This is a genomic window from Micromonospora sp. B9E7 (assembly GCF_039871815.1).
GTDB lineage: Bacteria > Actinomycetota > Actinomycetes > Mycobacteriales > Micromonosporaceae > Micromonospora.
The window spans coordinates 538,129-559,174 of record NZ_JBDPLX010000001.1; the positions used below are offsets into that span (position 1 = coordinate 538,129).

Sequence of the window (21,046 nt, forward strand, 5' to 3'; positions counted from 1 at the left end):
GCACGGGTTGGCTCCGACTCGTCGCCCTTGTCCTGACCAGGAGCTGATCCACGTGCCTTCCTCTCGTCGTACCTTCCTCGCCGGTGGCGCCGCCGCCGGTGTGGGCCTTGCCGTCGCGGGCGGCCTGCCGTCCCTTGCGCAGGCCAGCCCGGGCCGGCCGCACCCGCCGGTCAAGTCCGGCCACGTGCCGTTCCCGCCGCTCGTGGACGACCCCAAGGGCATCCTCGCCCTGCCCAAGGGCTTCAGCTACACGGTGGTCACCAGGACCGGCGTCACCCGGCTGGACCGCGGTCAGGGCATGACCCCGGCCGACCACGACGGCATGGCCGTCTACGACGCCGGCCACGGGCGTTACACCCTGATCCAGAACCACGAGATCGACCCGGGGGCCGAGTTCGGGGTACCGCACGTGAAGGGGACGGTCTACGACCCGGGCGCCGTCGACGCCGGCGGTTGCACCGTGATCAAGACCGACGGTGCGGGCCGGAACCTGGGAGAGTTCGTCGCCCTCTCCGGCACCATCTCCAACTGCGCGGGCGGCCCGACCCCCTGGGGGACCTGGCTGACCTGCGAGGAGACCGAGGACCGCGCCGGCGACGAGTGGGAAGAGGGCGGCCGGACCGGCACCTACCAGAAGGACCACGGCTACGTCTTCGAGGTCTGGGCCGACGGCAGCGCGGACCCGCGGCCGATCAAGTGCCTGGGCCGCTACTCCCACGAGGCCCTGGCGATCGACAAGGACCGCACCAACATCTACCTGTCCGAGGACGCCGACGAGCCGAACGGGCTCTTCTACCGCTGGTCGGCGCCGCGCGGCGTCAAGGTCGGCCCCGGTGTGCTGACCCGCCTCGCGCCGAACGCGGGCGTCCTCGCCGCGATGCAGATCATCATGGACGACGGTTCGGTGCTGCCGGACGTCGCCTACCTGACCTCCGCCCAGCTGGGCCGGCCCTTCCCCGTCCGGTGGATCGAGGTGCCGGACCGCGACGCGCGGCACAAGCCCGTGCGCGAGCAGTTCACCGACGGTCAGGTCACCCGCGGACGCAAGTTCGAGGGTGTGTGGGGCACCAACGAGGGCGTGTACGTGGTCAACTCCTACGCCTGGGACGAGGGTGACCTGCCGTCCGACGCGGCGCCGCACGACGGCATGGTCTGGTTCTACAACTTCAAGGACCAGACCATCCAGCTGGTGACGTACTTCCCGCACCAGACCGCCTCCGAGGAGGGGACGCCGGTCAAGTACACCGACATCACCTTCGACGGCCCGGACAACGTGACCGTCACCCCGTGGGGAAGCCTGGTCCTCGCCGAGGACGGCAGCGGCGCGTCCCACGTGCTCAGCACGATCCCGGGCGGCCCGACGTACGCGATCGCCCGCAACATGCTCAACGACTCGGAGTTCTGCGGGCCGACCTTCAGCGCCGACGGCAGGGTGCTCTTCGTCAACATGCAGGACCCGGGCCTCACGCTGGCCATCACCGGCCCGTGGGAGAAGTACCTGGGCTGAACGGGTCGGGCGGCGGGGTCGGGCGGTCCGCCCGGTCCTACCGCCCGCCGGGCTCGTCCTCCGCACGCATCCCGTGCAGGTCGTAACTGAACTCGCCAGCCTCCAACCGGGCCCGCAATCCGGTCTCCTTGGCCATCCGGCTCCTCGTCGCAGCGGCCACGGCGTCCGCGCTCGTCCGCTGCACCACAACGGCCCCGTCGGCGTCGAGCACCACGATGTCCCCCGACTCGACTGTCGCACCGCCCACCGGCACCGGCACGTCGAGCGAACCCCGCTCGCGTTTGGTCGCTCCGCGCACCCGACACCAGCGGGCCCAGACCGGCAGTCCGAGCGCCCGGAGTTCGTCCACGTCCCGCACCGCGGCGTCGACCAGGACGCCGGCCGCGCCGGCGACCTTGGCCTGCGTGGCCAGCAGCTCGCCGATCAGCGCGACGGGGGCCGGCTCGGGCATGGTGAGCACGAGCACCTCGCCGGGGCGGACGAGCGTCATGGCCTCGTGCACGGCCCGGTTGTCACCCTGGCCGCAGACGACGGTCCGGGCGGCACCGGCGACCCGGGAACCCGGCACCACCTGCACGAGGTGCACGTCGATCAGGCCACGTCGGCCGGCGGCCTCGTAGACCGTGGCCACCCCGGCCGTGGTCAGCGTCCCGATCACCGCGGGGTCGACGTCCGCCGCGTCGCGGGCGGAGTTCACAGCGCCACCACGACGTTCGGGATCAACCGTTGGAACGCCTCCGCCTGCCGGATGGCCGCGTTACCGGTCACCCGGCGGGCGTGGTTGCCACGATGGTCGGCGCGCTGGGTGTAGTACTCGCGCAGGTAGCCCTGCGCCGCCATCGCCGCCATCGCCTCCCGCTTGGCCGGCATCGCCTCGGTGATGTCGACGAACACGGTGGGGACGAACCCGCAGAGTTCAGGCTGGTGTGGTTCGAAGGCCAGGAACTCCGAGGGCAGGACGGTTCGGAAGCCGCTGGAGACGCCGGCGCCCGCGGTGAGCTGCCGGGCGGTCGCCACCGCGGCGTGCGTCGCCGGGTGGTCCGGATTGAACGGGTCGCGCTCGGGGTGGGTGAGCACCACGTGCGGCGCGTACTCGCGCATCAGCGTCGCCAGCCGGTCGATGTCCTCGTCCCGGATCCGAAGCGGGTAGTCACCCAGGTCGAACGCCTCGAACCGGGCGCCGACCGCGGCGGCGGACCGCTCCGCCTCGGCGTGCCGCAGTCGTTTGACGTTCTCCACCGTCTGCTGCGGGTCCTTCCACAGCTCGCCGGACTCGCCCCGCTCGCCGTAGGAGAGCGCCAACACGACGGCCTCGCCGCCGGCCCGTGTGTGCGTGGCGATGGCTCCGGCGGCCCGCCAGACGAAGTCGGCCGAGTGGGCGCCCACCACCAGCATCCGCCGCCCGCTCATGCCGGCGCCGCTTCGGCCGGCGTCACCAGACGGCGCGAATTGACCACCGCCATGACGTGGATCTCCTCTTCGGTGAAGCCGGCGTCGAACAGACGGTCGGCGAAGAGCGCCAGACCGTCTTCCACCGGCGGGTTGAACGGTTGCCCCAGGTCGCTGGAGAGGACGGAGTACGCGACACCTACCGACCTGATGGTGGCGAACAGGTCCGCCCAGTCGACCTTGCCCGAGTGCGGGGTCGTGAAGCAGCGTTCCAACAGGGCGCCCGCCTCGGCCAGCTCGCGCTGGCGCGCGGGCGTCAGTCGCTGCGAGGTGAACTCGGGATGGGTGACCACGGTCCGGCGTACCCCCTCCTCCCCCGCGGCCCGGACCACGGCGGCGATCTCGGCGCCGCTCAGGTGCCCGGTGGCGAGCGTGATGTCGTGTCGGGCGATCACCCGCAGCACCTGGCGTACGCGGTCGAGGACCCGCCCCTCGGCGTCGACGACCTCGACCGGGTCCGGCACGATGCCCTGGCTGTGCAGGTCGGATTGGAAGGCTCCCCACATCGCCGGTGTGGCACCTGGCAGATCGGTGGCGGTGCTGCGCCGCTGGTTTCCGGAGTCCACCGTCGGCATCCAGACGATCCGGGCACCCTGGCGCGCGGCGACCTCGACCGCGACCGGGTTGATGCCGCCCATCGCGCCGTTGAGGGTGATGGCACCGAGGACGTCGACCTCGGGCACCACCTTGCGGACCACCGCTGCCCGCTCGGCCGTCGCCACGTAGTGGGACTTGAGGACGAAACCGGCGAGCCCGACCTCGGCGCAGCGGTGCGCCAGGTCGACGTCGTCGATGCGCCGGGCCATCACGTCGGGGGCCACGTGCACGTGCGTGTCATAGGCGCCGCGGACCACGGCACGGGCGCGGTCGGAGGGAACCAGAGGGTCAGGCATCGCGCTCCTCTGTGCCCTGAGAGCGGGGGTCGTACGGGTGCACTCGGACGAGTGCGCGGCGGTCACGAGCCGGGAACCGCCGAGCGCCAGCATATCGGTGCTCATGGCTATTTCAAGGTGCAAGCACGATAGCCCTCCACTGTGGAGTCGACGAATCCGTTGCCCGGCAATCCCTTTGCCGGGCGACGGGACTGACGAACACGGCCCGTCTGATCTAAAATCGTCTATCGATACCGGCCTCGCGTCGTCCCGCCGATTCCCGCCGACAGGGTTGGGCCAAGCCTCGCGAGCCCGAAAGCTGGAGGCACCGCATGGGTAAGCGCTTCTACACGCTCGTGGCGGCCTGGCTGACCGTGGCTCTCGCGGTCGGTGGCTGCGGCGACACCGGTGACAGCGGCGGCGACCCACCCGGCGGTGAAATCGACAAGGTCGCCTACATCACCGCGTTCGGCGCGGTGGGCCGGGACGCCTTCGCGTGGGTGGCCAAGGAGAAGGGCTACTTCGCCGAGGTCGGCATCGAGGTCGACATCAAGGAGGGCGCCGGCAACCAGCAGAACCTGACGGCGCTCAAGTCGGGGCAGGTCCAGTTCGGGGCTCTCGACTTCACCGGTGCCGTGATCCAGGCGGGCAAGGGCGAGTTCACCGACTGGCGGGCGATCGCCGCCGTGCACCAGCAGACACTGATCTCGGTGATGACCACCAAGGACACCAACATCACCACCCCGAAGGACCTCCGGGGCAAGACGATCGCGACCGGCACCGGCTCCGTGACGGAGCTGCTCTTCCCGGCGTACGCGCGGCTGGCCGGGCTCGATCCGGCGACGGTGAAGATCGAGGGCGTGCAACCCACCGCCCTCAACGGGCTCATGGCGAGCCGGCGGGTCGACGCACTGGGCACGTTCCTGCTCAGCCGCGGCGCCCTGCAGACGGCCGCCCGGAAGGACGTCGTCGTCCTGCCCTACAGCGACTACCTACCGGACCTGTTCGGCAACGCGATCATCACCACCCCGTCGCTCATCAGCGAGGACCCCGACCTCGTGCAGCGGTTCACCAAGGCCGCACTCAAGGGCCTGGCGTACAGCATCGAGCACCCGGACGAGGCAGCGACGATCCTCAACAAGGCGAAGCCCACCTACACGGTGGCGGCGGGCAAGGGCGAGATCGAGGCGATGACCCCGCACGTCCGTCCCGCCGACGGAGCCCCGATCGGGTTCATGGACGAGTCGCGGGTGGCCCAGACCATCGCCGTCCTCGAACGCGCCAACCTGATTCCGTCGGGCCTGGCACCGGCCGCCGTCGTGGACCCGGCCTTCGTCAAGAAGTCGTGACCGGCGACTCCCGGGCACAACGAGGCTGGCACACCCTCGGGCTGCCGGCCCTGGGCGCGGTGCTCGCGACCGGGCTCTGGTGGCTCTCCACCTGGGCCTTCGACATCGAACCGTTCTTCCTGCCGGCGCCCCCGGACGTGGTCGACGCGTTCCTGCGGCTCCCCGGCCACCTGGCCCAGCAGACCTGGATCACCTTCCTGGAGACGATCATCGGGTTCGGGATCGCGGCGGTGGGCGGGCTCCTGCTCGCTGTCCTGCTCGCCGCGTCGCGGACCGTCGAGCGGATGGTCCTACCGATGATCGCCGGCATCAACGCGGTGCCGAAGGTGGCGCTCGCACCGCTGCTCCTGGTCTGGATCGGCTTCGGTTATGAGGCCAAGATCGTGATGGTGGTGCTGCTCTGCTTCTTTCCGATCCTGATCTCGACCATGGCGGGCCTGACCTCGACACCGAACGACCTCGGTGAGCTGGCCCGCTCCCTCTCCGCCTCGTGGTGGCAGACCTTCCTCAAGGTCCGACTTCCGTGGGCCCTGCCGCAGATCTTCGTCGGTCTGAAGGTGGCGACCTCACTCGCCATCATCGGCGCGATCATCGGCGAAGTGATCAACCCGCAGGCCGGGCTCGGCGCGGTGATCGCAAGCTCCGGCCAGTCCGCCGACACCCCGCTCGCGTTCGCGGCGCTGATCCTGCTCGCGCTCATGGGCGCGCTGCTCTTCTACCTGATGGCCGGCCTCGAACGCCTCCTCGTGCCGTGGGCGCGGGCGATCACCTCCTGAAGTGGAAACCTCCGTCGGCTGCTGGGCCCTCCGCGCGAACTCGCGCCCGCGAGCAACCCCCCCTCCCCCGCGATCGGCTCCCCTGGCGTCGTAGTCAGTGCGAGTGCCGGGGCACGTCGCTGCCGCTGCCACCGACGAGGAAGTCCAGGTCCGCACCCTGGTCGGCCTGCAGGACGTGCTCGCTGTACAGCCGTACCCATCCCCGGTCGGCGACCGGCGGTGGTGGCTGCCAGGCGGCGCGACGTTGGGCGAGTTCCGCGTCGTCGACCAGCAGGTCCAGGGATCGCGTCACCACGTCGACGCGGACCAGGTCGCCGGTGCGCACCAACGCGAGCGGGCCGCCCACCGACGCCTCCGGGGCCACGTGCAGGACGCAGGTGCCGTACCCGGTGCCACTCATCCGGGCGTCGGAGATCCGCACCATGTCCGTGATGCCGTCGGCGAGCAGCCGTCGTGGCATGGGCACGTTGCCCACCTCGGGGAAACCGGGGTACCCCCGTGGCCCGGCGTTCCGGACCACGATCACCGTGTCGGGGGTGACGTCGAGGTCCGGATCGTCGGCGGCGACGACGTACTCCTCGATCCGGTCGAAGACCAGCGCCGGCCCGGTGTGCGTAAGGAGGTGCGCGGAGGCCGCGGAGACCTTCAGCACGGCCCCGGACGGCGCGAGCGATCCGCGCAGCACCACGGTGCCCGAGCCGGCGGGTTGGAACGGCTCCGCCATGGTGGCGATGACGTCCCGGTTCCAGCACTGGGCGCCGGCGACGTTGTCGGCCACGCTCTTCCCGCTGACGGTGACATGGTCCATGTGCAGCAGCGGGGCGATCTCCGCCATCACGGCCGGGACGCCGCCCGCGTAGGCGAAGTCCTCCATGAGGTACGCCCCGGACGGCATGAGGTTGACCAGCATGGGTACGTCGGCGGTGAGGGCGTCGAAGTCCTCCAGCGACAGCGGGACACCGAGGCGTCCGGCAACCGCGAGCAGGTGTACGACGGCGTTCGTCGAACCGCCGATCGCGGCGTTGACCCGGACCGCGTTCTCGAACGCCTGCCTGGTGAGCACCGTGGACAACCGTTGGTCCTGCTCGACCATGGCGACGATCCGGCGTCCGGCGGCGTGGGCGAGCGCGTACCGCCGGGAGTCGACCGCGGGCACGGCGGCGGCCCCCGGGAGCTGCACGCCCAGCGCCTCGGTCACGCAGGCCATCGTGGAGGCGGTCCCCATGGTCATGCAGTGCCCCCGGCTGCGGGACATGCCGACCTCGGCCTCCGCGCAGTCGGCCGCGCTCATCCGGCCCGCCCGCATCTCCTCGGTGAAGCGCCAGACGACGGTGCCCGAGCCGATGTCCTGGCCCCGGAACTTGCCGTTCAACATCGGGCCACCGGTCAGCATCAGGGTCGGCAGGTCGACGCTCGCCGCTCCCATCAGCAGGCCGGGGGTGGTCTTGTCACAGCCGGAGAGCAGGATGACCCCGTCGAGCGGGTTGGCCCGGACCGACTCCTCCAACTCCATGGCCAGCAGGTTGCGGTAGAGCATGGTGGTGGGGCGCATGAGAGGCTCGCCCAGGCTCATCGCCGGGAACTCCAGGGGAAGGCCACCGCTCTCCCACACGCCCCGCTTCACCGACTCGGCCAAGTCCCGAAGGTGGGCGTTGCAGGGGGTCAACTCCGACCAGGTGGTGGCGATGCCGATCACCGGGCGACCGTCGAAGACGTCGTCGGCGAACCCCTGGTTGCGCATCCAGGACCGATGGATGAAACCGTTGCGGCCCTCGGCACCGAACCACTGCCCGCTGCGCAGCGGTCGATTCGTCGTCGACATCAGCACACCTCTCTGTCATCCGTTCGCGCCGCGGGGGTACGCGGCGATCCTCTAGCGGGTGGTGAACTGGCTGGTGACACCTGCGCGGCCTAGCGGAGGCCTCCGACGGACAGTCCGCCGCGCCAGTGTCGTTGCAGGCTGAAGAACGCGATGATCAGCGGAATCACGGACACGAGCGAGCCCAGGATGATGAGGCTCCACAGTGAGGTGCCTCCCGCGTTGTTCGCCGACGCGATCCCCTGCCAGAGGCCGAGGCCGACGGTGACCGGGAAGAGCCGGTTGTCGGAGAGCATCGCCAGGGGAAGGAAGTAGTTGTTCCAGGACGCCACGGCGGACAGCAGCAGCACGGTGACCACCGCGGGGCGCATCATCGGGAGGGCGATCTGGACAAACGTGCGCACCTCTCCCGCGCCGTCGACCCGGGCCGCGTCCAGGAGTTCGTCCGGCACCGCGTCGCGCGCGTACACGTGCATCAGGTAGACGCCGAACGGATTGAGCAGCGACGGGAGGATCACCGCCCAGACCGTGTTCGTCAGGCCGAGCCGGGAGAACATGATGAAGGTCGGGATGACCAGCGCGGTGGCGGGGACCATCAACGCGCCGAGCACGACGGCGAAGCTGAAGCGCCGGGCGGCGAAGCGGTACTTGGCGAAGCCGTAGCCGGCCATCACCGCCAGGATCGTGGCGCCGATGCCGCCGGCGATGGCGTACAGCGTGGAGTTGAGGATCCACCGCAGGTAGATGCCCCCGTCGTAGGTGAAGAGCTGCCTGAGGTTGCCGAGATAGTCGACCTGGTCGGTGAACCACAGGGTGTTGCCGCCGCCGAACAGGCCCGGCGCGTCCTTGGAGCTGTTGACGATGACCCACCAGAACGGCACGAGGAAATAGATCACCAGGAAGCCGAGGAGGATCTGCAGAGGGAGATAGCGCTGCGGCCGGCGGGAGCCTGCGCGGACGCTCGTGGGGTCGGCCATCAGAGGAAGCTCCTCCGCTTGCGGGTGAAGAACAGGAAGACGTACACGCAGATGAAGACGATGCCGCCGAGGGCGAACGAGATCGCCGACCCGTAGTTGAAGTTGGCCAGCGAGAACGCCTGCTGGTACGCGTACATGTTGGGGGTGAAGTCCGCCCCGATCGTGCCCGCGGCGAGGTACCGCAGGATCTGCGGTTCGTTGAAGAACTGCAGGGTGCCGATGAGCGAGAAGACCAGAATCAGGATCAGCGCGGGCGCGATCAGCGGGATCTTGATCCGGGTCGCGATCTGCCATCGCCCGGCGCCGTCCATCCGGGCGGCCTCGTAGAGCGTGGGGTCGACGCCCTGCAGCGCCGCGTACAGGATGATCATGTAGTAGCCGGCCCACTGCCAGGTGACGACGTTGAGCAGGCCGTAGAAGATCAGGTCACTGCCCAGGAAGTCCGGTGCGGTGGCACCGAACAGCCCGAAGATGTCGGTGAGTGGGCCGAAGCCCTTGCTGTAGAGGAACCCCCACATCACGGCTCCGATGACTGTCGGAATCGCGTACGGGAGGAAGATCATGAGGCGGGAGAAGCGCGCGAACAGCGTGGTCACCGCGTCCAGGATGAGCGCCATCGCGAGCGCGAGGACGATCTGGATCGGGATGGAGACCAGCGAGAAGCGGATGACGAACCACGCCCCGGACAGGAAGCTCGGGTCGGTGAACGCCTTCACGTAGTTGTCGAAGAGGACGAAGCTGGTGCCGCCGATCAGCTTCTTCTGGAAGAGACTGAGATACAGCGCGTACGCCAGCGGCGCGATGAGGAACGCCAGGAAGACGACCCCGAATGGCCCGACGAAGAGCCACCCCATCAGGTGCTCGCGGAGGTGCACCTTGCCACGGATCTTGCGCGTCTCGTTACGGGCACGCGGTGCGCGCTTCTCGGTCAGGAGTGTCATCTTGGTCTCCGGGACGTGGACGCCGAGGGTCGAGGGTGGGCCGCCCGTTCGGTGACGGCGCGGCCCACCCCTCCGGTCACTGAACGGTGAAGCCTTGTTCCTTGGCGTACTTCGCCACGTCCTCCTGGAGCCGGTCGGCAGCCTGAGATCCGGTGATGGACCCCTTGATGACCTCGCTGACCTGCTTCGTCATGGCGTCGAGGTAGTACTGGCCGAACGGGGCGTACGCGACGCCCTTGTAGGCGTCGGCGGCGGGGACGTAGACCTCCTTGTTCGCCTGCTGGCCGTCGAAGAACGCCACCTTCAGGTCGATGAACGCGGGATCCTTGAGCGCCGTGAGGTTCAGCGGGAAGATGATCTGGTTGGTCCAGCCGTCGGTGAGCGACTCCTTGTCGGCGTAGAGCCCGTAGGCGACCTTCGCCGCCAGCTCCGGCTTCTTGGCCTGCTTGGTCACCGAGAACGCCGACCCGCCCCAGTTCACCTGCACCGGGTTGGCCTCGTCCCACTGCGGCAGCGGCGCCACCGCGAACTTGCCGGTGTCCTGACCCTTGCCGACGCCCGCGCCGGTGAGGTAGCCGGGCGCCCACGCCGCCGAGATGTACGTCGCGTAGTTGCCGTTGATCACGCCGGAGATGTACTCCGGGGTGAACTGGTCCTGCGTGCCGACCAGGCCCTTCTTGGCGAGGCCACCCCAGTAGTCCAGCACGTCCTTGGACGCCTGGTCGTTGAGCTTCACGCCGATCGACTTCGGCTGCGCCGGATCGAAGGTGAAGGGCGCGGCGCCCTTCTGGATCTGCAGGGCCATCAGGACCGCCGGGACGTTCGCGCCGAGGTCCCCGAAGAGCGGACCCCCGGCGTCCTTCATCTTCTGCGCGGCCTGCTCGTACTCGGCCCAGGTCTTCGGTGGAGTGATCTTGTACTTGTCGAAGATGTCCTTCCGGTAGATCATGCCCATCGGGCCACCGTCGACGGGAACGCCGTAGACCGCGTCACCGACCGACACGTCCTTCCAGGCGCCCTCGCTGTAGTTGGCCTTGACCGCGTCGAAGCCGTACTTCCTGATGTCGACGAGCGCGCCCTGGATCTGGAAGGTCGGGATCCGGTCCGCCTCGACCATGATCACGTCAGGCGCGCCGGTGCCCGCCGAGATCGCCGTCTGGAACTTGTCGTACTCGTCGCCGCCCTGCCCGACGTTGGTCCAGCAGACCTGCACCTCGTTGTTCAGCTTGTTGAAGTTGTCGACGACGAGTTGGGTGTTGGGGTACCAACCCCACATCGTCACGACCGGCAGGTCCTTCTTCGTGATGGTGTTCGTGCAGTTGCTCGCGTCGTTTCCGCCCTCGTCGGAGGAGCAGGCGACGAGGCCGGTACCGACCGCGAGCATGGCGACCGTGGCGAGAATCCGTCTTCTCTTCATTGAGGTGGTTCCCTTCGGGGTGGCGGTGCGGAGGCATCCGTGCGCTGGCGGGGCCACCGGGGCAGGAGACCTGCACCCGGTGGCGTCGCCTGGAACGGCTCCTAGCGCTTGAACAGTCGCGGCGCCAGGTCGATGAGGTTCTTCTGCCACACGTCCCAGCCGTGCGGCCCGGGGGTCACCCCGTCGAACTCGTAGCGGATACCGAGGTTGTCCAGCGTGGTCAGGGACGCCATGAAGCTCGGGTACACGAAGTCGGTCTGGTCACCGACGTACAGGCGCAGCATCTTCGTCCCGCTGTTGATCGCCTCCACGTCGACGCCGGTGCCGCTGCCGAACCCGGCCGAGAACGCCGCGACGTAGGCGAACTCGCCGGGGTACGCCCGCAGCACCCCGAACGCCTGCCCGCCGCCCATCGACAGGCCGGCGAGCGCCTGCTGCGACGACTCGCTGGAGATGTGGTAGCGGGCACGGGCCGTGGGGACGATGTTCTCCAGCAACTCCCGGTTGAAGTTGGACGAGTTGCCGTTGCCCATCACGACCACCATGGGCACCAGGTCACCGTCGAGGAACTGGTGGTCGAGGATCTGCTTGGCACGTCCCATCTCGACCCAGTCCGTGTAGTTCTGGCCCCCGCCGTGCTGGAGGTAGAGGACGGGGTAGGGCTCGGCCCGGCCCGGGTCGTACCCGGGTGGGGTCCACACCAGCGCCGTGCGGTCCTGGCCTGCCACGGTGCTGGCATAGGTCATGCTCTCGACCTTCCCGCCCTGGCCGGCGGGGACGTCCGACAGCAGGCGGGCACCCGGCCCCGGGATGAAGAAGGTGCTCCACATCGGTTCGGTGGTCACCTTCGTCGGGTTCGAGGTGTCCTTGAACGGAACACGGTCGACGATCAGCCGGTAGTAGTAGAACCAGGGGTCGAGGGGCCCCACTGTCGCTCGCCACCGGTCACCGTCGCGAGCCAGCGGCACGCGCAGCCAGCTACCGCCCGGCGCGATGTTCGCCCACACCGTGACGTGCTGGGCGTCCGCGAAGTCGGTGGTGGTCTCGAAGGTGACGAACCCGTCCTCGCTGACGAAGGGCGTCGGGGTGGTGCCTGCCGGCGGCGGGTTGAACTCCCGCTTCAACTGGCCGTGACCGGGGCTCGGCCCGTGGTCCGACACGTGCCGGAACAGCCGCGGCACGAAGTCGACGAGGTTCTCCTGCCAGGTGTCCCAGTTCGCGCCGCCGTCCGGGTTGACCCCGTCGGACTCGAACCTGACGTCGGCCCGACCCAACGCCTTCGCCAGCCGGAAGGTGGCGTTGTACGCCGGATCGGTCACGTTGCCCGTGTAGAGACGCAGCACCTTGACGGTGCGGTTGACCGTCCTGGCGTCCTTCCGGTCGACATCCGGGACCGACCGACCCGAGAACCAGCCGACGTAGCCGAACTGACCCGGCTTGGCCAGCGCCGCCTTCACCGCCAACGTCGCGCCGTCGGACACTCCGGCGATCGCCTGGTGTGCCGGATCGCGAAGGACCCGGTACCGGTCGGCGACCGCCCTGCGCAGGTCCTTCAGCTCCTTGTCACCCGAGCCGGCGCTGATCACGACCACCATCGGCCGCATGGCGCCGGCGGCGGAGAGGTTGTCGAGACTCTGCTTGGTCCGCCCGAGATCGAGCCAGTCGGTGGCGGCCACACCGTCACCCGACTGCAGGTAGAGCGCCGGGTAACCCTTCGGACCCTTGGCCGGGTAACCCGGTGGTGTCCAGACCAGGGCCGACCGCTGCCCGTCCTTGGTCCGGTAGGTGAGCGTGGCGACCGCACCGCCGGTGCCGGGTGGCGCGTCGACCAGCCACCGTGCCGAGTCGCCGGTGACGAGGAAGGTGCTCAGCAGCGGGTCGGACGCCACACTGGTGTCGTTCGTCGGATCCTTGATGCTCTTGGTGTCGTCGGCGGTGAACTGGTAGTGGTACAGCCCGGGCTCGAGCGCGCCGAGAACACCGGACCACACGTCGCCACGGCGGGTCAGTCCGAACTCCGCCGTGGCCGAGGACGGACCGAAGTTGCCCTCCACCACGACCTGCGACACCGTGCCCAGGTGCTCCTGGACGTAGGCGGCCGGGACGGTGAAGGAGGCGTAGCGATCTGGGGAGACGGTCAGCCACGGGGTATCGGCCGCCGCCGGTTGCGGTGTGAGCAGGACCGCCGCGGCGGCGATGACTCCGGCGGTGAAGACCGCCGCGAGCCGACGCCCGCCCAGTCGGCGTAAGCGCCCATGGTACGGTTCGGTTGTCACGCTCCACTCCTCTCTGCGCCGGCAGCGGATGCGACCCGACTGACCGGCTCGATTCACTGGTGGATCTGGCCGTGGTTCTGCACGGTCATCCCGTGTTCTTCGGTGGCGCGGTCGAGCTGCGGACCACGAGGCTGGTCGGAAGCACCATCCGGCGCGGCCCCTCCCAATCGCCGGTCACCAGTGACTTCAGCATCCGCGCGGCTTCGTATCCCAGCTGGTACATCGACTGGTCCACGGTGGTCAGACCCGGGGCGGTCGACGCCGACTCCGGAATGTTGTCGAACCCGACGACGGACAGGTCTGCGGGGACGTCAATTCCCAGCTCCCTGGCGACCTCCAGGACCTTGAGGGCCATCCCGTCGCTGGCCGCGAAGATCGCCGTCGGACGGTCGGCCCGTTGCAGGAGTGCGCGCGCCAACGGCACCGCCGACTCTGGGTTGAAGTCCCCTCGGCCGATCAACGTCGGGTCGACCGGGACGCCGGCGTCGGTCAGCGCAGCGCGGTAGCCCTCCTCGCGGGACCAGGCCGCCTCCAGGCTGGAACGACCCGCGATGAACCCGATGCGCCGGTGGCCCAGGGCGAGCAGATGCTCGACGGCGGTGGTGGCGCCCGCGAGGTTGTCGGCCATCACCGAGGGCCCGGTCGAGCCCCTAGCCGGGTCGATGGCCACCACGGGCGTGCGGCTCTGCACCTCACCCCAGGGCGTCACCACGATGCAGCCGTCGGTCAGGGTGCCCGACAGGCGGGTCAGATGCCGCCGCTCCCAGCCCTCCGAGTACGACCCGTAGAGGTCACTGTTGGCGTAGATGATCAGGTCGAAGCCCGAGCGGCTCAACGCCTTCATCGCTCCCTTGAGCACCTCCGCCGTGTACGACTGGAAGCTGTGGGTCACGAGACCGAGGACGTTGGTGCGGCTGCGCCGGAGGCTCGTGGCGACCAGGCTCGACTCGTAGCCGAGTTGCTCGATGGTCGAACGGACGTGGGCCACGGTGTTGGCGCTGACGCCGTAGTGCCCGTTGACCACCCGCGAGACGGTCGCGGTGGAAACACCGGCGACCCGAGCGACATCACTCATTGTCACGGGCGCATTGACCTCGGTCATGCCGCTCCCTCTGGACTGCAATCGTTATCGGTTACGTTTCCAGGGTGTTGCCAACGTAACGGACAAGTATTACGAACACAAGACCTCTTCACCCCCGCGTCAACCGTCCTACCAGGACGGCCGTACGGTCATGGTTCGTCCTTTGTCATCACCGTGGGCACGCTAACAACGATTGCTGTCGGTGACGGACGACAACATGGTCGGCGACCGTGGTTCGACCCGTTGGCATCGAGACGCCACCGTCCGCCAACAACCATTCCCCGCCGGCGGTGGAGTGGGCATGGCGCGCAATGCGCCGACCCGACGACTCGTCCGTCCACCCCGCCGCCGGACGTGCATCGGGACCCACCTGGCGCACTTCCCCGCGTCGCCGACTCAGTCGGGCAGGCCGCGAACCTCGGCCGCACCCCTGAGGACCTTCGACATTGGCGATCGTCCTGCCTGAAGGGACACGAGACACTCGACCCACACCGGGGCGACGCGGGACGGGCTGCTGGCACAGACATTGATCATGGGCATCGGATTCCCTTACGTAAACGTGATCGGTAACGTTTACATAGATCAAGAACGTAATCGGCGATCATCATGTTGTCCAGAGCTCGCATCGACCCACCACCCCCGGGCCCCGTCGCGACGTCCACGTCGGCGGCGGGACCTCGCACGAAGGGAGCCAGCCCTGAACACCCAGCTCGACGGAGCGCCGGAGCACCCGGCCGGCACGAACAGTCCACTCCCCTACCGCCTGAGCCTCGACCCGCGCCGCCGCGTCGCGCCGGTGCCGCGCCGGCTCTTCGGCTCCTTCGTGGAGCACCTGGGTCGTTGTGTCTACACCGGCCTCTACGAGCCGGGGCATCCGACGGCCGACCCGGACGGCTTCCGGCGCGACGTTCTCGCGCTGGTCCGGGAGTTGGGCGTCACCACGGTCCGCTATCCGGGCGGCAACTTCGTCTCCTCCTACCGGTGGGAGGACGGCGTCGGCCCGGTCGACCAACGACCCGCGAGGTTGGACCTCGCCTGGCACAGCCTGGAGACCAACCAGTTCGGGCTGGACGAGTTCATGCGCTGGGTCGACAAGGCGGACGTCGACCCGATCATGGCGGTCAACCTCGGCACCCGCGGCACCGCCGACGCCGTCGACCTGCTCGAGTACGCCAATCACCGCGGCGGCAGTCACCTCGCCGACCGGCGTCGCGACAACGGCGCGGCCGACCCGTACGGGATCAAGCTGTGGTGCCTCGGCAACGAGATGGACGGCCCGTGGCAGGTCGGCCAGCGGAGCGCGACCGAGTACGGGCGCCTCGCGTCGCAGACCGCGAAGGCAATGCGCCGCTTCGATCCCGACCTCGAACTCGTCGCCTGCGGCTCGTCGCACCTCGGCATGCCGACGTTCGGCAGTTGGGAACGTGACGTGCTCACCGAGGCGTACGACGACGTCGACCTGATCTCGTTGCACGCCTACTACCAGCCGGTCGACGACGACCTGCCCAGCTTCCTCGCCTCCGCCGAGGAGATGGACCGCTACATCGACGCGGTCACCGCCATCGCCGACTCCGTCGGGGCGATCCGCAGGTCGACCAAGAAGATCATGATCGCGTTCGACGAGTGGAACGTCTGGTACCAGTCCGCCGCTCCGTCCACCCCGCCGAGCGGCGAGGACTGGCCGATCGCCCCGCCCCTGCTGGAGGACCACTACAGCGTGGCCGACGCGGTCGTCGTCGGGGGTCTGCTGATCAGCCTGCTTCGGCACAGCGACCGGGTGACCGCGGCCTGCCAGGCCCAACTGGTCAACGTGATCGCACCGATCATGACCGAGCCGGGCGGGCCGGCCTGGCGGCAGACCATCTTCCACCCCTTCGCCCGGACCGCCCGGCACGCCCGGGGAGCCGTGCTCGACGTGCTCCGCGACGGCGGCACGACGTCCACCGACCGCTTCGGCGAGATCGACGCGGTCGACGCGGTCTCCACCTGGGACGACAGCACCGGGGAGATGACCGTCTTCCTCGTCAACCGCGTCGTCACCACCCCGGCCGAGGTGACCGTCGACGTCACCGGCGCTCGGCTGGCCGGCATCATCGAGTGCGTCACCGTCGGCGGCACCGACCTGCACGCGAAGAACACGGCCGATGGTCCGGACCACGCCGAGCCGCGCCCCAACGGCACGGCACACAGCGCCGACACCAGCGTCCAGCTGACCCTCCCGCCCGCGTCCTGGACCATGCTGCGGCTTCGGGCCACCGACGTGACCCCGTGATCGGCTGACGAACCACCCCGGCCGCGCACACCCTGGGTTCACCAGGGGGTACGCGGCCGGGGCTTCCCCACCACAGGGAGTTCGCCGTCGAGCCCGGGATTACCGGGCGTCGACAGGGGAGCTGTGGGAACCGTTGAAGAGCTTGTCGCCCTGGTACCGGGCGACCACCGGAGCGTCCAGTTCACCGTGCGAGCGTTAACATTCCGGCCCCTGTCCAGAACAGAACCATGAAATGCGATGACGGTCAACGACGCCTTTTGCCGGGCGGAACGACGACAATTGAGGGCACGTTCCGGCAGCACCAGGACGACCGGCGCGCGAATCCATTCGGGCTCAATTCGCGGAACTGCTCGCCGGCCGGCCTGGCGCCACCAGAAAACATGCGGCTGCGACCTACGTCGCGACTATTCCCCCTTCGATTCCAGCCTCCCGTCCACCCGGCGGGGAATGGCGGCGTACTCGTCTCGAAGCTCCTCGGGCAGGATCCACTCCGGGGCGTCCTGCCACGCCAGCGGGCGCAGGAATCGCCGGATCGCCGTGGCGCCCACCGAGGTGTGTACGGCGTTCGTCGACGGCCAGGGTCCGCCGTGGTGCTGGGCCCAGGACACCCGGACACCGGTGGGGTAACCGTCGAAGACGATGCGACCGGCGCGGGCCGCGAGCACGTCGACCAGCCGGCGTACCACCTCGGTCTGGTCCGTCGGTCCACGGTGGACGGCGCCGGTCAGCGACGGTGGAACGGTCACCAGAGCGGCGTCGAGTTCGGTGACGTCGCGATACCGGACCACGATCAGCAGCGGCCCGAAGCACTCGTCGGCGATCTCGGCCGTCAGGCCCGACAGGCTGACCTCCAGCAGTGTCGGCGCGACCGTGAAGCCCTCGCCGGGATCGACCTGGGATCGCGCCGATACCCGAGCGCCGGCTCGTTCGAACGCCGCCGCCTGGTTCTCGTAGGCGTCCCGGATGCGCTCGTTGAGCAGGACCGCGCCCCCCGCCGCGGCGACCCGCTCCCGCAGCGCGTCGACGAGCTGGTCGCCAGCCGGGTCGGACGGGACGAACGCGAGGCCGGGCTTGGTGCACAGCTGACCGCCCGAGGCCGTGAAGGAGGTGAACAGCCCTTCGGCGATCCGGTCGCTACGGTCCACGGCCGCGCCGGGCAGGACGACGATCGGGTTCACGCTGCTCAGCTCGGCGTAGAACGGAATCGGGTCGGGCCGTTCGTCGATGGCCGCCTGGATGGCACGGGCGGCTCCGACGGAACCGGTCAGGGCCGCCGCGCGGATCGCGGGGTGCCGCACCAGCGACCGTCCGGCCTGTTCCCCGTACACGATGCCGATCACACCGTCGGGCCCACCCAGGTCGCGGATAGCCGACTCGATCGCGTCGGCGGAGGCGTGCGACGTCAGCGGGTGCGACGGGTGGGCCTTCAGGACCGTGGGACAACCCGCCGCGAGCGCGGAGGCGGTGTCGCCCCCGGCGACCGAGAAGGCGAACGGGAAGTTGCTGGCCCCGAAGACCGCGACCGGTCCGAGGGGTACGAGCATCCGTCGCAGGTCCGGACCGGGCCCGAGGGGTGTGTTGGCGGCGTGGTCGATGGCCGCCTCGACGTACGCCCCGTCGCGCAACACGTCACCGAACATCCGGAACTGGAGTGCCGCCCGCGTGAGTTCCTGGTCGAGCCGCGCGGTGCTGAGCCCGGTCTCCGCCTCCGCGGCGGCGACCAGGTCCGCGCGGCGAGACTCCAGGGAGGCGGCGATGCGGTCGAGCATCTCCGCCCGGCCGAGTCTGCCCAGCCCGGACAGCCACTGCGCCGCCTGGGACGCCCGGTCGGCGATGGCTCCCAGCTGAGATTCGTCCGTCTCGCTGAGATCCGTCGAACGCCGCCGGCCGTCGCGTGGATCGACCGTGATGACCACGTTCACAGCAGTCCTCTCCTCACCAGATTGCCCATCAGATCGCGGACGCCGAAGTGCCAGGGCTCGCACTCCTCCGCGTGCCACACCCGGTTGACCAGGGTGCCGAGTGCCGGGCAGCCGATCCGCACCACGTCGTCGACCTTGTGGGTGAAGCCCTCACCGGGGCGGTCGCGGTCCTGGATCGGCGCGAACATGGTGCCGAGCATCAGGGCGGCACCGTCCGGATAGTGGTGGTGCGGGCCGATCAACTGCCGTACCAGCTCCTCCGGGTCACGCGACATCCGCGTCATCTCGGAGACTGCCTCCAGCAGGAAGCCGTCCACGCCGCGGACCTCCAGGCTGACCTCGAGCTGACGCACCTGGTCCATTCCGAACCGCTCGTCGAAGAGCCGGATCAGGGGACCGAGGGCGCACGAGGCGTTGTTGTCCTTCGCCAGCGGAAGCAGCAGCGCCGAGCGACCCTCCACGTCGCGCAGGTTCACGTCGTTGCCGAGGGTGGCGCCGACGATCCGCCCGCTGGACTGGACGATGAGCGTGACCTCGGGTTCCGGATTGTTCCAGGTCGACGCGGCGAGCACTCCGACCGGAACGGCCGTGCCGACGGCGGAGAGGACCTGCCCCTTGGTGAAGATCTCGGCGTCCGGGCCGATCCCCACCTCCAGGTACTGACTCCACATGCCCTCGGCGACCAGCAGGCTCTTGAGCCGGTCCGCCTCCGCCGAGCCCGGCACCAGGCTGTGCAGGTCGACGCCCACGTCGGCGAGCATCCGGTGACGAATGTCCGCCGCGAGTGCCAGGTCTCCCCGCGCCCGTTCCTCGATGACGCGTTCGATCATCGAGATGGGGAAGGTCACCCCGGCGGCCTTGAGCACCTGGAGGTCGACCGGCGCGAGCAACCACGGCCGGGTACGGTCCCGGGTCGCGGCCTCGGTGTTGGCCAGGATCTCCCCGAAGTAGCCGACCGGCGGCCCGTCGAGTCCGGCGACCACCGCGGCGGGATCGGGCAGTTCGCAGATGTCCCGGACGGTCGGGAACCGACGGCTGACATCGATGACGACACCGTCGCGGACGACCACCGGCGTCGGGCCGTCGACGGACGGATCCCAGATGCGACCGACGAGGACGCTGGCGTCGACGTCGTTCGGCAGCGCCTCGGCGGCGGTGCCGGACCACCCCGCGCCCGGGGCCGCCCCCCGGGGCCGTGGCACCGTCATGAGCCGCTCTCCAGGTTGAAGAAGGACCGCTCGTCCCGGGGGCGGATGTCGTAGACGGCGTCCTCGAACATCCGCAGCGGGTGCGGTGTGAACGGATGCTGCTCGATCGCGGCGAGGTCCAGCTCGATGCCCAGTCCGACCCCGGTCGGGATCAGCACGTCGCCCTCGGCGGTCAGCACCAGCCGCTCGTTGGTGATCTCGGGCCGCCAGGGAACGTCCGTCGCCATGATCTCCAGATACCTGAAGTTGGGTAGTGTCGCCCCGAGTTGCAGCGTCGCGGCCGTGCTGAGCGGACCGCTGGGGTTGTGCGGCGCGAACCCGACGTAGCTGGTCGCGGCGAGCGTCGAGATGAAGGCCAGCTCGGCGATCCCGCCGGCGTGCGTCACATCGGGTTGGACGAAGTCGACCGCCTGGCGGGCCAACGCCGGCGCGAAACCCTGCCGGCCGTACCACCGCTCCCCCGCCGCGATCGGCACGGGCGACGAGCGGCGGATGTCGACAAGCGCGTCGAGGTTGTCCGGTGGGCAGGGCTCCTCGAACCACACCGGGTCGAACTGGGCGATCTCCTTCGCCACCCTGATGGCGTGGCGGACGTCGAAGCGACCGTGCCCCTCGACGAACAGCTCGACGTCACGGCCCACCGCGGAACGGACGGCGTCGATCTGGGCGAGCACCCGGTCCAGTTGCTGGGTGGAGATGGTGAGGTCGTAGTTCTCGAACGGGTCCCACTTGAGCCCCCGGAAGCCGGACTCCACGGTCCGACGCGCCGCCGCCGCGTAGTCCTCCGGGGTGACGGCGCCGGAGAACCAACCGTTCGCGTACGCGCGGACCCGGTCCCGGGTCGCACCGCCGAGAAGCCGGGAGACCGGTACGCCGAGCTCGCGCGCCGAGATGTCCCAGAGGGCCATCTCCAGCGAGCTCAACGCCGTCATGATCACCGGCCCGCCGCGCCAGTACCAGTCCCGCGCGGTCTCGTAGAGGATCTTGGAGATGCTTGTCGGGTCCAGGCCCACCACCGCCTCGGCCAGCTCGGCGATGGCACCCTGGACGGCGCGCTCCTTACCCTCCAGGGTGGCCTCACCGAGCCCGAGGATCCCCTCGTCGGTGTGCACGCGCACGATGACGAGATTCGTGCGGTAGAAGTCGACGACCACCGTGTCGACGGAGACGATCTTCATGT

General features: G+C 69.4%; 16 protein-coding genes. 4 read left to right on the forward strand and 12 right to left on the reverse strand.

Annotation, left to right across the window (positions count from 1 at the left end; genetic code table 11):
• The first annotated feature begins 52 nt into the window (after positions 1-52).
• Positions 53-1,507: an alkaline phosphatase PhoX gene (locus ABGB10_RS02340; RefSeq protein WP_347659147.1), complete on the forward strand. Its 1,455-nt coding sequence runs from the start codon at positions 53-55 to the stop codon at positions 1,505-1,507.
• A 37-nt stretch (positions 1,508-1,544) separates the two neighbouring features.
• Here the strand turns inward: ABGB10_RS02340 and ABGB10_RS02345 are convergent, their stop codons facing one another.
• From ABGB10_RS02345 to ABGB10_RS02355, 3 genes are read right to left on the reverse strand one after another with little or no spacing between them, the layout of a single operon-like run.
• A complete protein-coding gene (locus ABGB10_RS02345; RefSeq protein ID WP_347659148.1) occupies positions 1,545-2,204 on the reverse strand; it encodes a 4-carboxy-4-hydroxy-2-oxoadipate aldolase/oxaloacetate decarboxylase in 660 nt (219 codons plus the stop codon).
• On the reverse strand, positions 2,201-2,917 hold the full coding sequence (locus ABGB10_RS02350) for a PIG-L deacetylase family protein (RefSeq protein WP_347659149.1): 717 nt from the start codon (positions 2,915-2,917) through the stop codon (positions 2,201-2,203). The genes ABGB10_RS02345 and ABGB10_RS02350 overlap by 4 nt, the downstream gene beginning before the upstream one ends.
• Complete coding sequence (locus ABGB10_RS02355; protein WP_347659150.1) at positions 2,914-3,849, reverse strand: DUF6282 family protein; 936 nt, start codon at positions 3,847-3,849, stop codon at positions 2,914-2,916. Before ABGB10_RS02355 ends, ABGB10_RS02350 begins: the two co-directional genes overlap by 4 nt.
• 311 nt (positions 3,850-4,160) lie before the next feature.
• Here ABGB10_RS02355 and ABGB10_RS02360 point away from each other — a divergent pair, with 311 nt between their 5' ends.
• Together ABGB10_RS02360 and ABGB10_RS02365 are read left to right on the forward strand one after the other, a co-directional pair.
• Positions 4,161-5,177: an ABC transporter substrate-binding protein gene (locus ABGB10_RS02360; RefSeq protein ID WP_347659151.1), complete on the forward strand. Its 1,017-nt coding sequence runs from the start codon at positions 4,161-4,163 to the stop codon at positions 5,175-5,177.
• On the forward strand, positions 5,174-5,953 hold the full coding sequence (locus ABGB10_RS02365) for an ABC transporter permease (protein WP_347659152.1): 780 nt from the start codon (positions 5,174-5,176) through the stop codon (positions 5,951-5,953). Before ABGB10_RS02360 ends, ABGB10_RS02365 begins: the two co-directional genes overlap by 4 nt.
• A 94-nt stretch (positions 5,954-6,047) precedes the next feature.
• On the opposite strand, the gene ABGB10_RS02370 is transcribed toward ABGB10_RS02365, so the two are convergent.
• The 6 genes from ABGB10_RS02370 to ABGB10_RS02395 form a co-directional block, all read right to left on the reverse strand.
• Positions 6,048-7,775: an IlvD/Edd family dehydratase gene (locus tag ABGB10_RS02370; protein ID WP_347659153.1), complete on the reverse strand. Its 1,728-nt coding sequence runs from the start codon at positions 7,773-7,775 to the stop codon at positions 6,048-6,050.
• Positions 7,776-7,864: 89 nt separating this feature from the next.
• On the reverse strand, positions 7,865-8,749 hold the full coding sequence (locus ABGB10_RS02375) for a carbohydrate ABC transporter permease (protein ID WP_347659154.1): 885 nt from the start codon (positions 8,747-8,749) through the stop codon (positions 7,865-7,867).
• Positions 8,749-9,690 (reverse strand): sugar ABC transporter permease, encoded by a 942-nt coding sequence (locus ABGB10_RS02380; protein ID WP_347659155.1) that lies wholly within the window; start codon positions 9,688-9,690, stop codon positions 8,749-8,751. The genes ABGB10_RS02375 and ABGB10_RS02380 overlap by 1 nt, the downstream gene beginning before the upstream one ends.
• A 76-nt stretch (positions 9,691-9,766) precedes the next feature.
• Positions 9,767-11,107 (reverse strand): extracellular solute-binding protein, encoded by a 1,341-nt coding sequence (locus tag ABGB10_RS02385; protein WP_347659156.1) that lies wholly within the window; start codon positions 11,105-11,107, stop codon positions 9,767-9,769.
• A gap of 101 nt (positions 11,108-11,208) precedes the next feature.
• Positions 11,209-13,383 (reverse strand): alpha/beta hydrolase-fold protein, encoded by a 2,175-nt coding sequence (locus ABGB10_RS02390; protein WP_347659157.1) that lies wholly within the window; start codon positions 13,381-13,383, stop codon positions 11,209-11,211.
• Between the two features lie 85 nt (positions 13,384-13,468).
• Positions 13,469-14,485 (reverse strand): LacI family DNA-binding transcriptional regulator, encoded by a 1,017-nt coding sequence (locus ABGB10_RS02395; RefSeq protein ID WP_347659158.1) that lies wholly within the window; start codon positions 14,483-14,485, stop codon positions 13,469-13,471.
• 775 nt (positions 14,486-15,260) lie between these two features.
• Here ABGB10_RS02395 and ABGB10_RS02400 point away from each other — a divergent pair.
• On the forward strand, positions 15,261-16,736 hold the full coding sequence (locus ABGB10_RS02400; RefSeq protein ID WP_347659159.1) for an alpha-N-arabinofuranosidase: 1,476 nt from the start codon (positions 15,261-15,263) through the stop codon (positions 16,734-16,736).
• A gap of 404 nt (positions 16,737-17,140) precedes the next feature.
• On the opposite strand, the gene ABGB10_RS02405 is transcribed toward ABGB10_RS02400, so the two are convergent.
• Genes ABGB10_RS02405 through ABGB10_RS02415 form a run of 3 tightly spaced genes read right to left on the reverse strand, consistent with a single transcriptional unit; the run spans position 17,141 to position 21,044 of the window.
• Positions 17,141-18,658, reverse strand: a complete 1,518-nt coding sequence (locus ABGB10_RS02405) for an aldehyde dehydrogenase (NADP(+)) (protein ID WP_347659160.1) — start codon at positions 18,656-18,658, stop codon at positions 17,141-17,143.
• Positions 18,655-19,866 (reverse strand): fumarylacetoacetate hydrolase family protein, encoded by a 1,212-nt coding sequence (locus ABGB10_RS02410; protein WP_347659161.1) that lies wholly within the window; start codon positions 19,864-19,866, stop codon positions 18,655-18,657. Before ABGB10_RS02410 ends, ABGB10_RS02405 begins: the two co-directional genes overlap by 4 nt.
• Positions 19,863-21,044 (reverse strand): mandelate racemase/muconate lactonizing enzyme family protein, encoded by a 1,182-nt coding sequence (locus ABGB10_RS02415; RefSeq protein ID WP_347659162.1) that lies wholly within the window; start codon positions 21,042-21,044, stop codon positions 19,863-19,865. Before ABGB10_RS02415 ends, ABGB10_RS02410 begins: the two co-directional genes overlap by 4 nt.
• Positions 21,045-21,046: the final 2 nt, after the last annotated feature.

Bases quoted from the DNA above. Each gene is read 5' to 3' on its own strand.
- ABGB10_RS02350 (WP_347659149.1), bottom strand. From the start codon at position 2,917: ATGAGCGGGCGGCGGATGCTGGTGGTGGGCGCCCACTCGGCCGACTTC.
- ABGB10_RS02355 (WP_347659150.1), bottom strand. From the start codon at position 3,849: ATGCCTGACCCTCTGGTTCCCTCCGACCGCGCCCGTGCCGTGGTCCGC.
- ABGB10_RS02360 (WP_347659151.1), top strand. From the start codon at position 4,161: ATGGGTAAGCGCTTCTACACGCTCGTGGCGGCCTGGCTGACCGTGGCT.
- ABGB10_RS02370 (WP_347659153.1), bottom strand. From the start codon at position 7,775: ATGTCGACGACGAATCGACCGCTGCGCAGCGGGCAGTGGTTCGGTGCC.
- ABGB10_RS02375 (WP_347659154.1), bottom strand. From the start codon at position 8,749: ATGGCCGACCCCACGAGCGTCCGCGCAGGCTCCCGCCGGCCGCAGCGC.
- ABGB10_RS02380 (WP_347659155.1), bottom strand. From the start codon at position 9,690: ATGACACTCCTGACCGAGAAGCGCGCACCGCGTGCCCGTAACGAGACG.
- ABGB10_RS02385 (WP_347659156.1), bottom strand. From the start codon at position 11,107: ATGAAGAGAAGACGGATTCTCGCCACGGTCGCCATGCTCGCGGTCGGT.
- ABGB10_RS02395 (WP_347659158.1), bottom strand. From the start codon at position 14,485: ATGACCGAGGTCAATGCGCCCGTGACAATGAGTGATGTCGCTCGGGTC.
- ABGB10_RS02410 (WP_347659161.1), bottom strand. From the start codon at position 19,866: ATGACGGTGCCACGGCCCCGGGGGGCGGCCCCGGGCGCGGGGTGGTCC.
- ABGB10_RS02415 (WP_347659162.1), bottom strand. From the start codon at position 21,044: ATGAAGATCGTCTCCGTCGACACGGTGGTCGTCGACTTCTACCGCACG.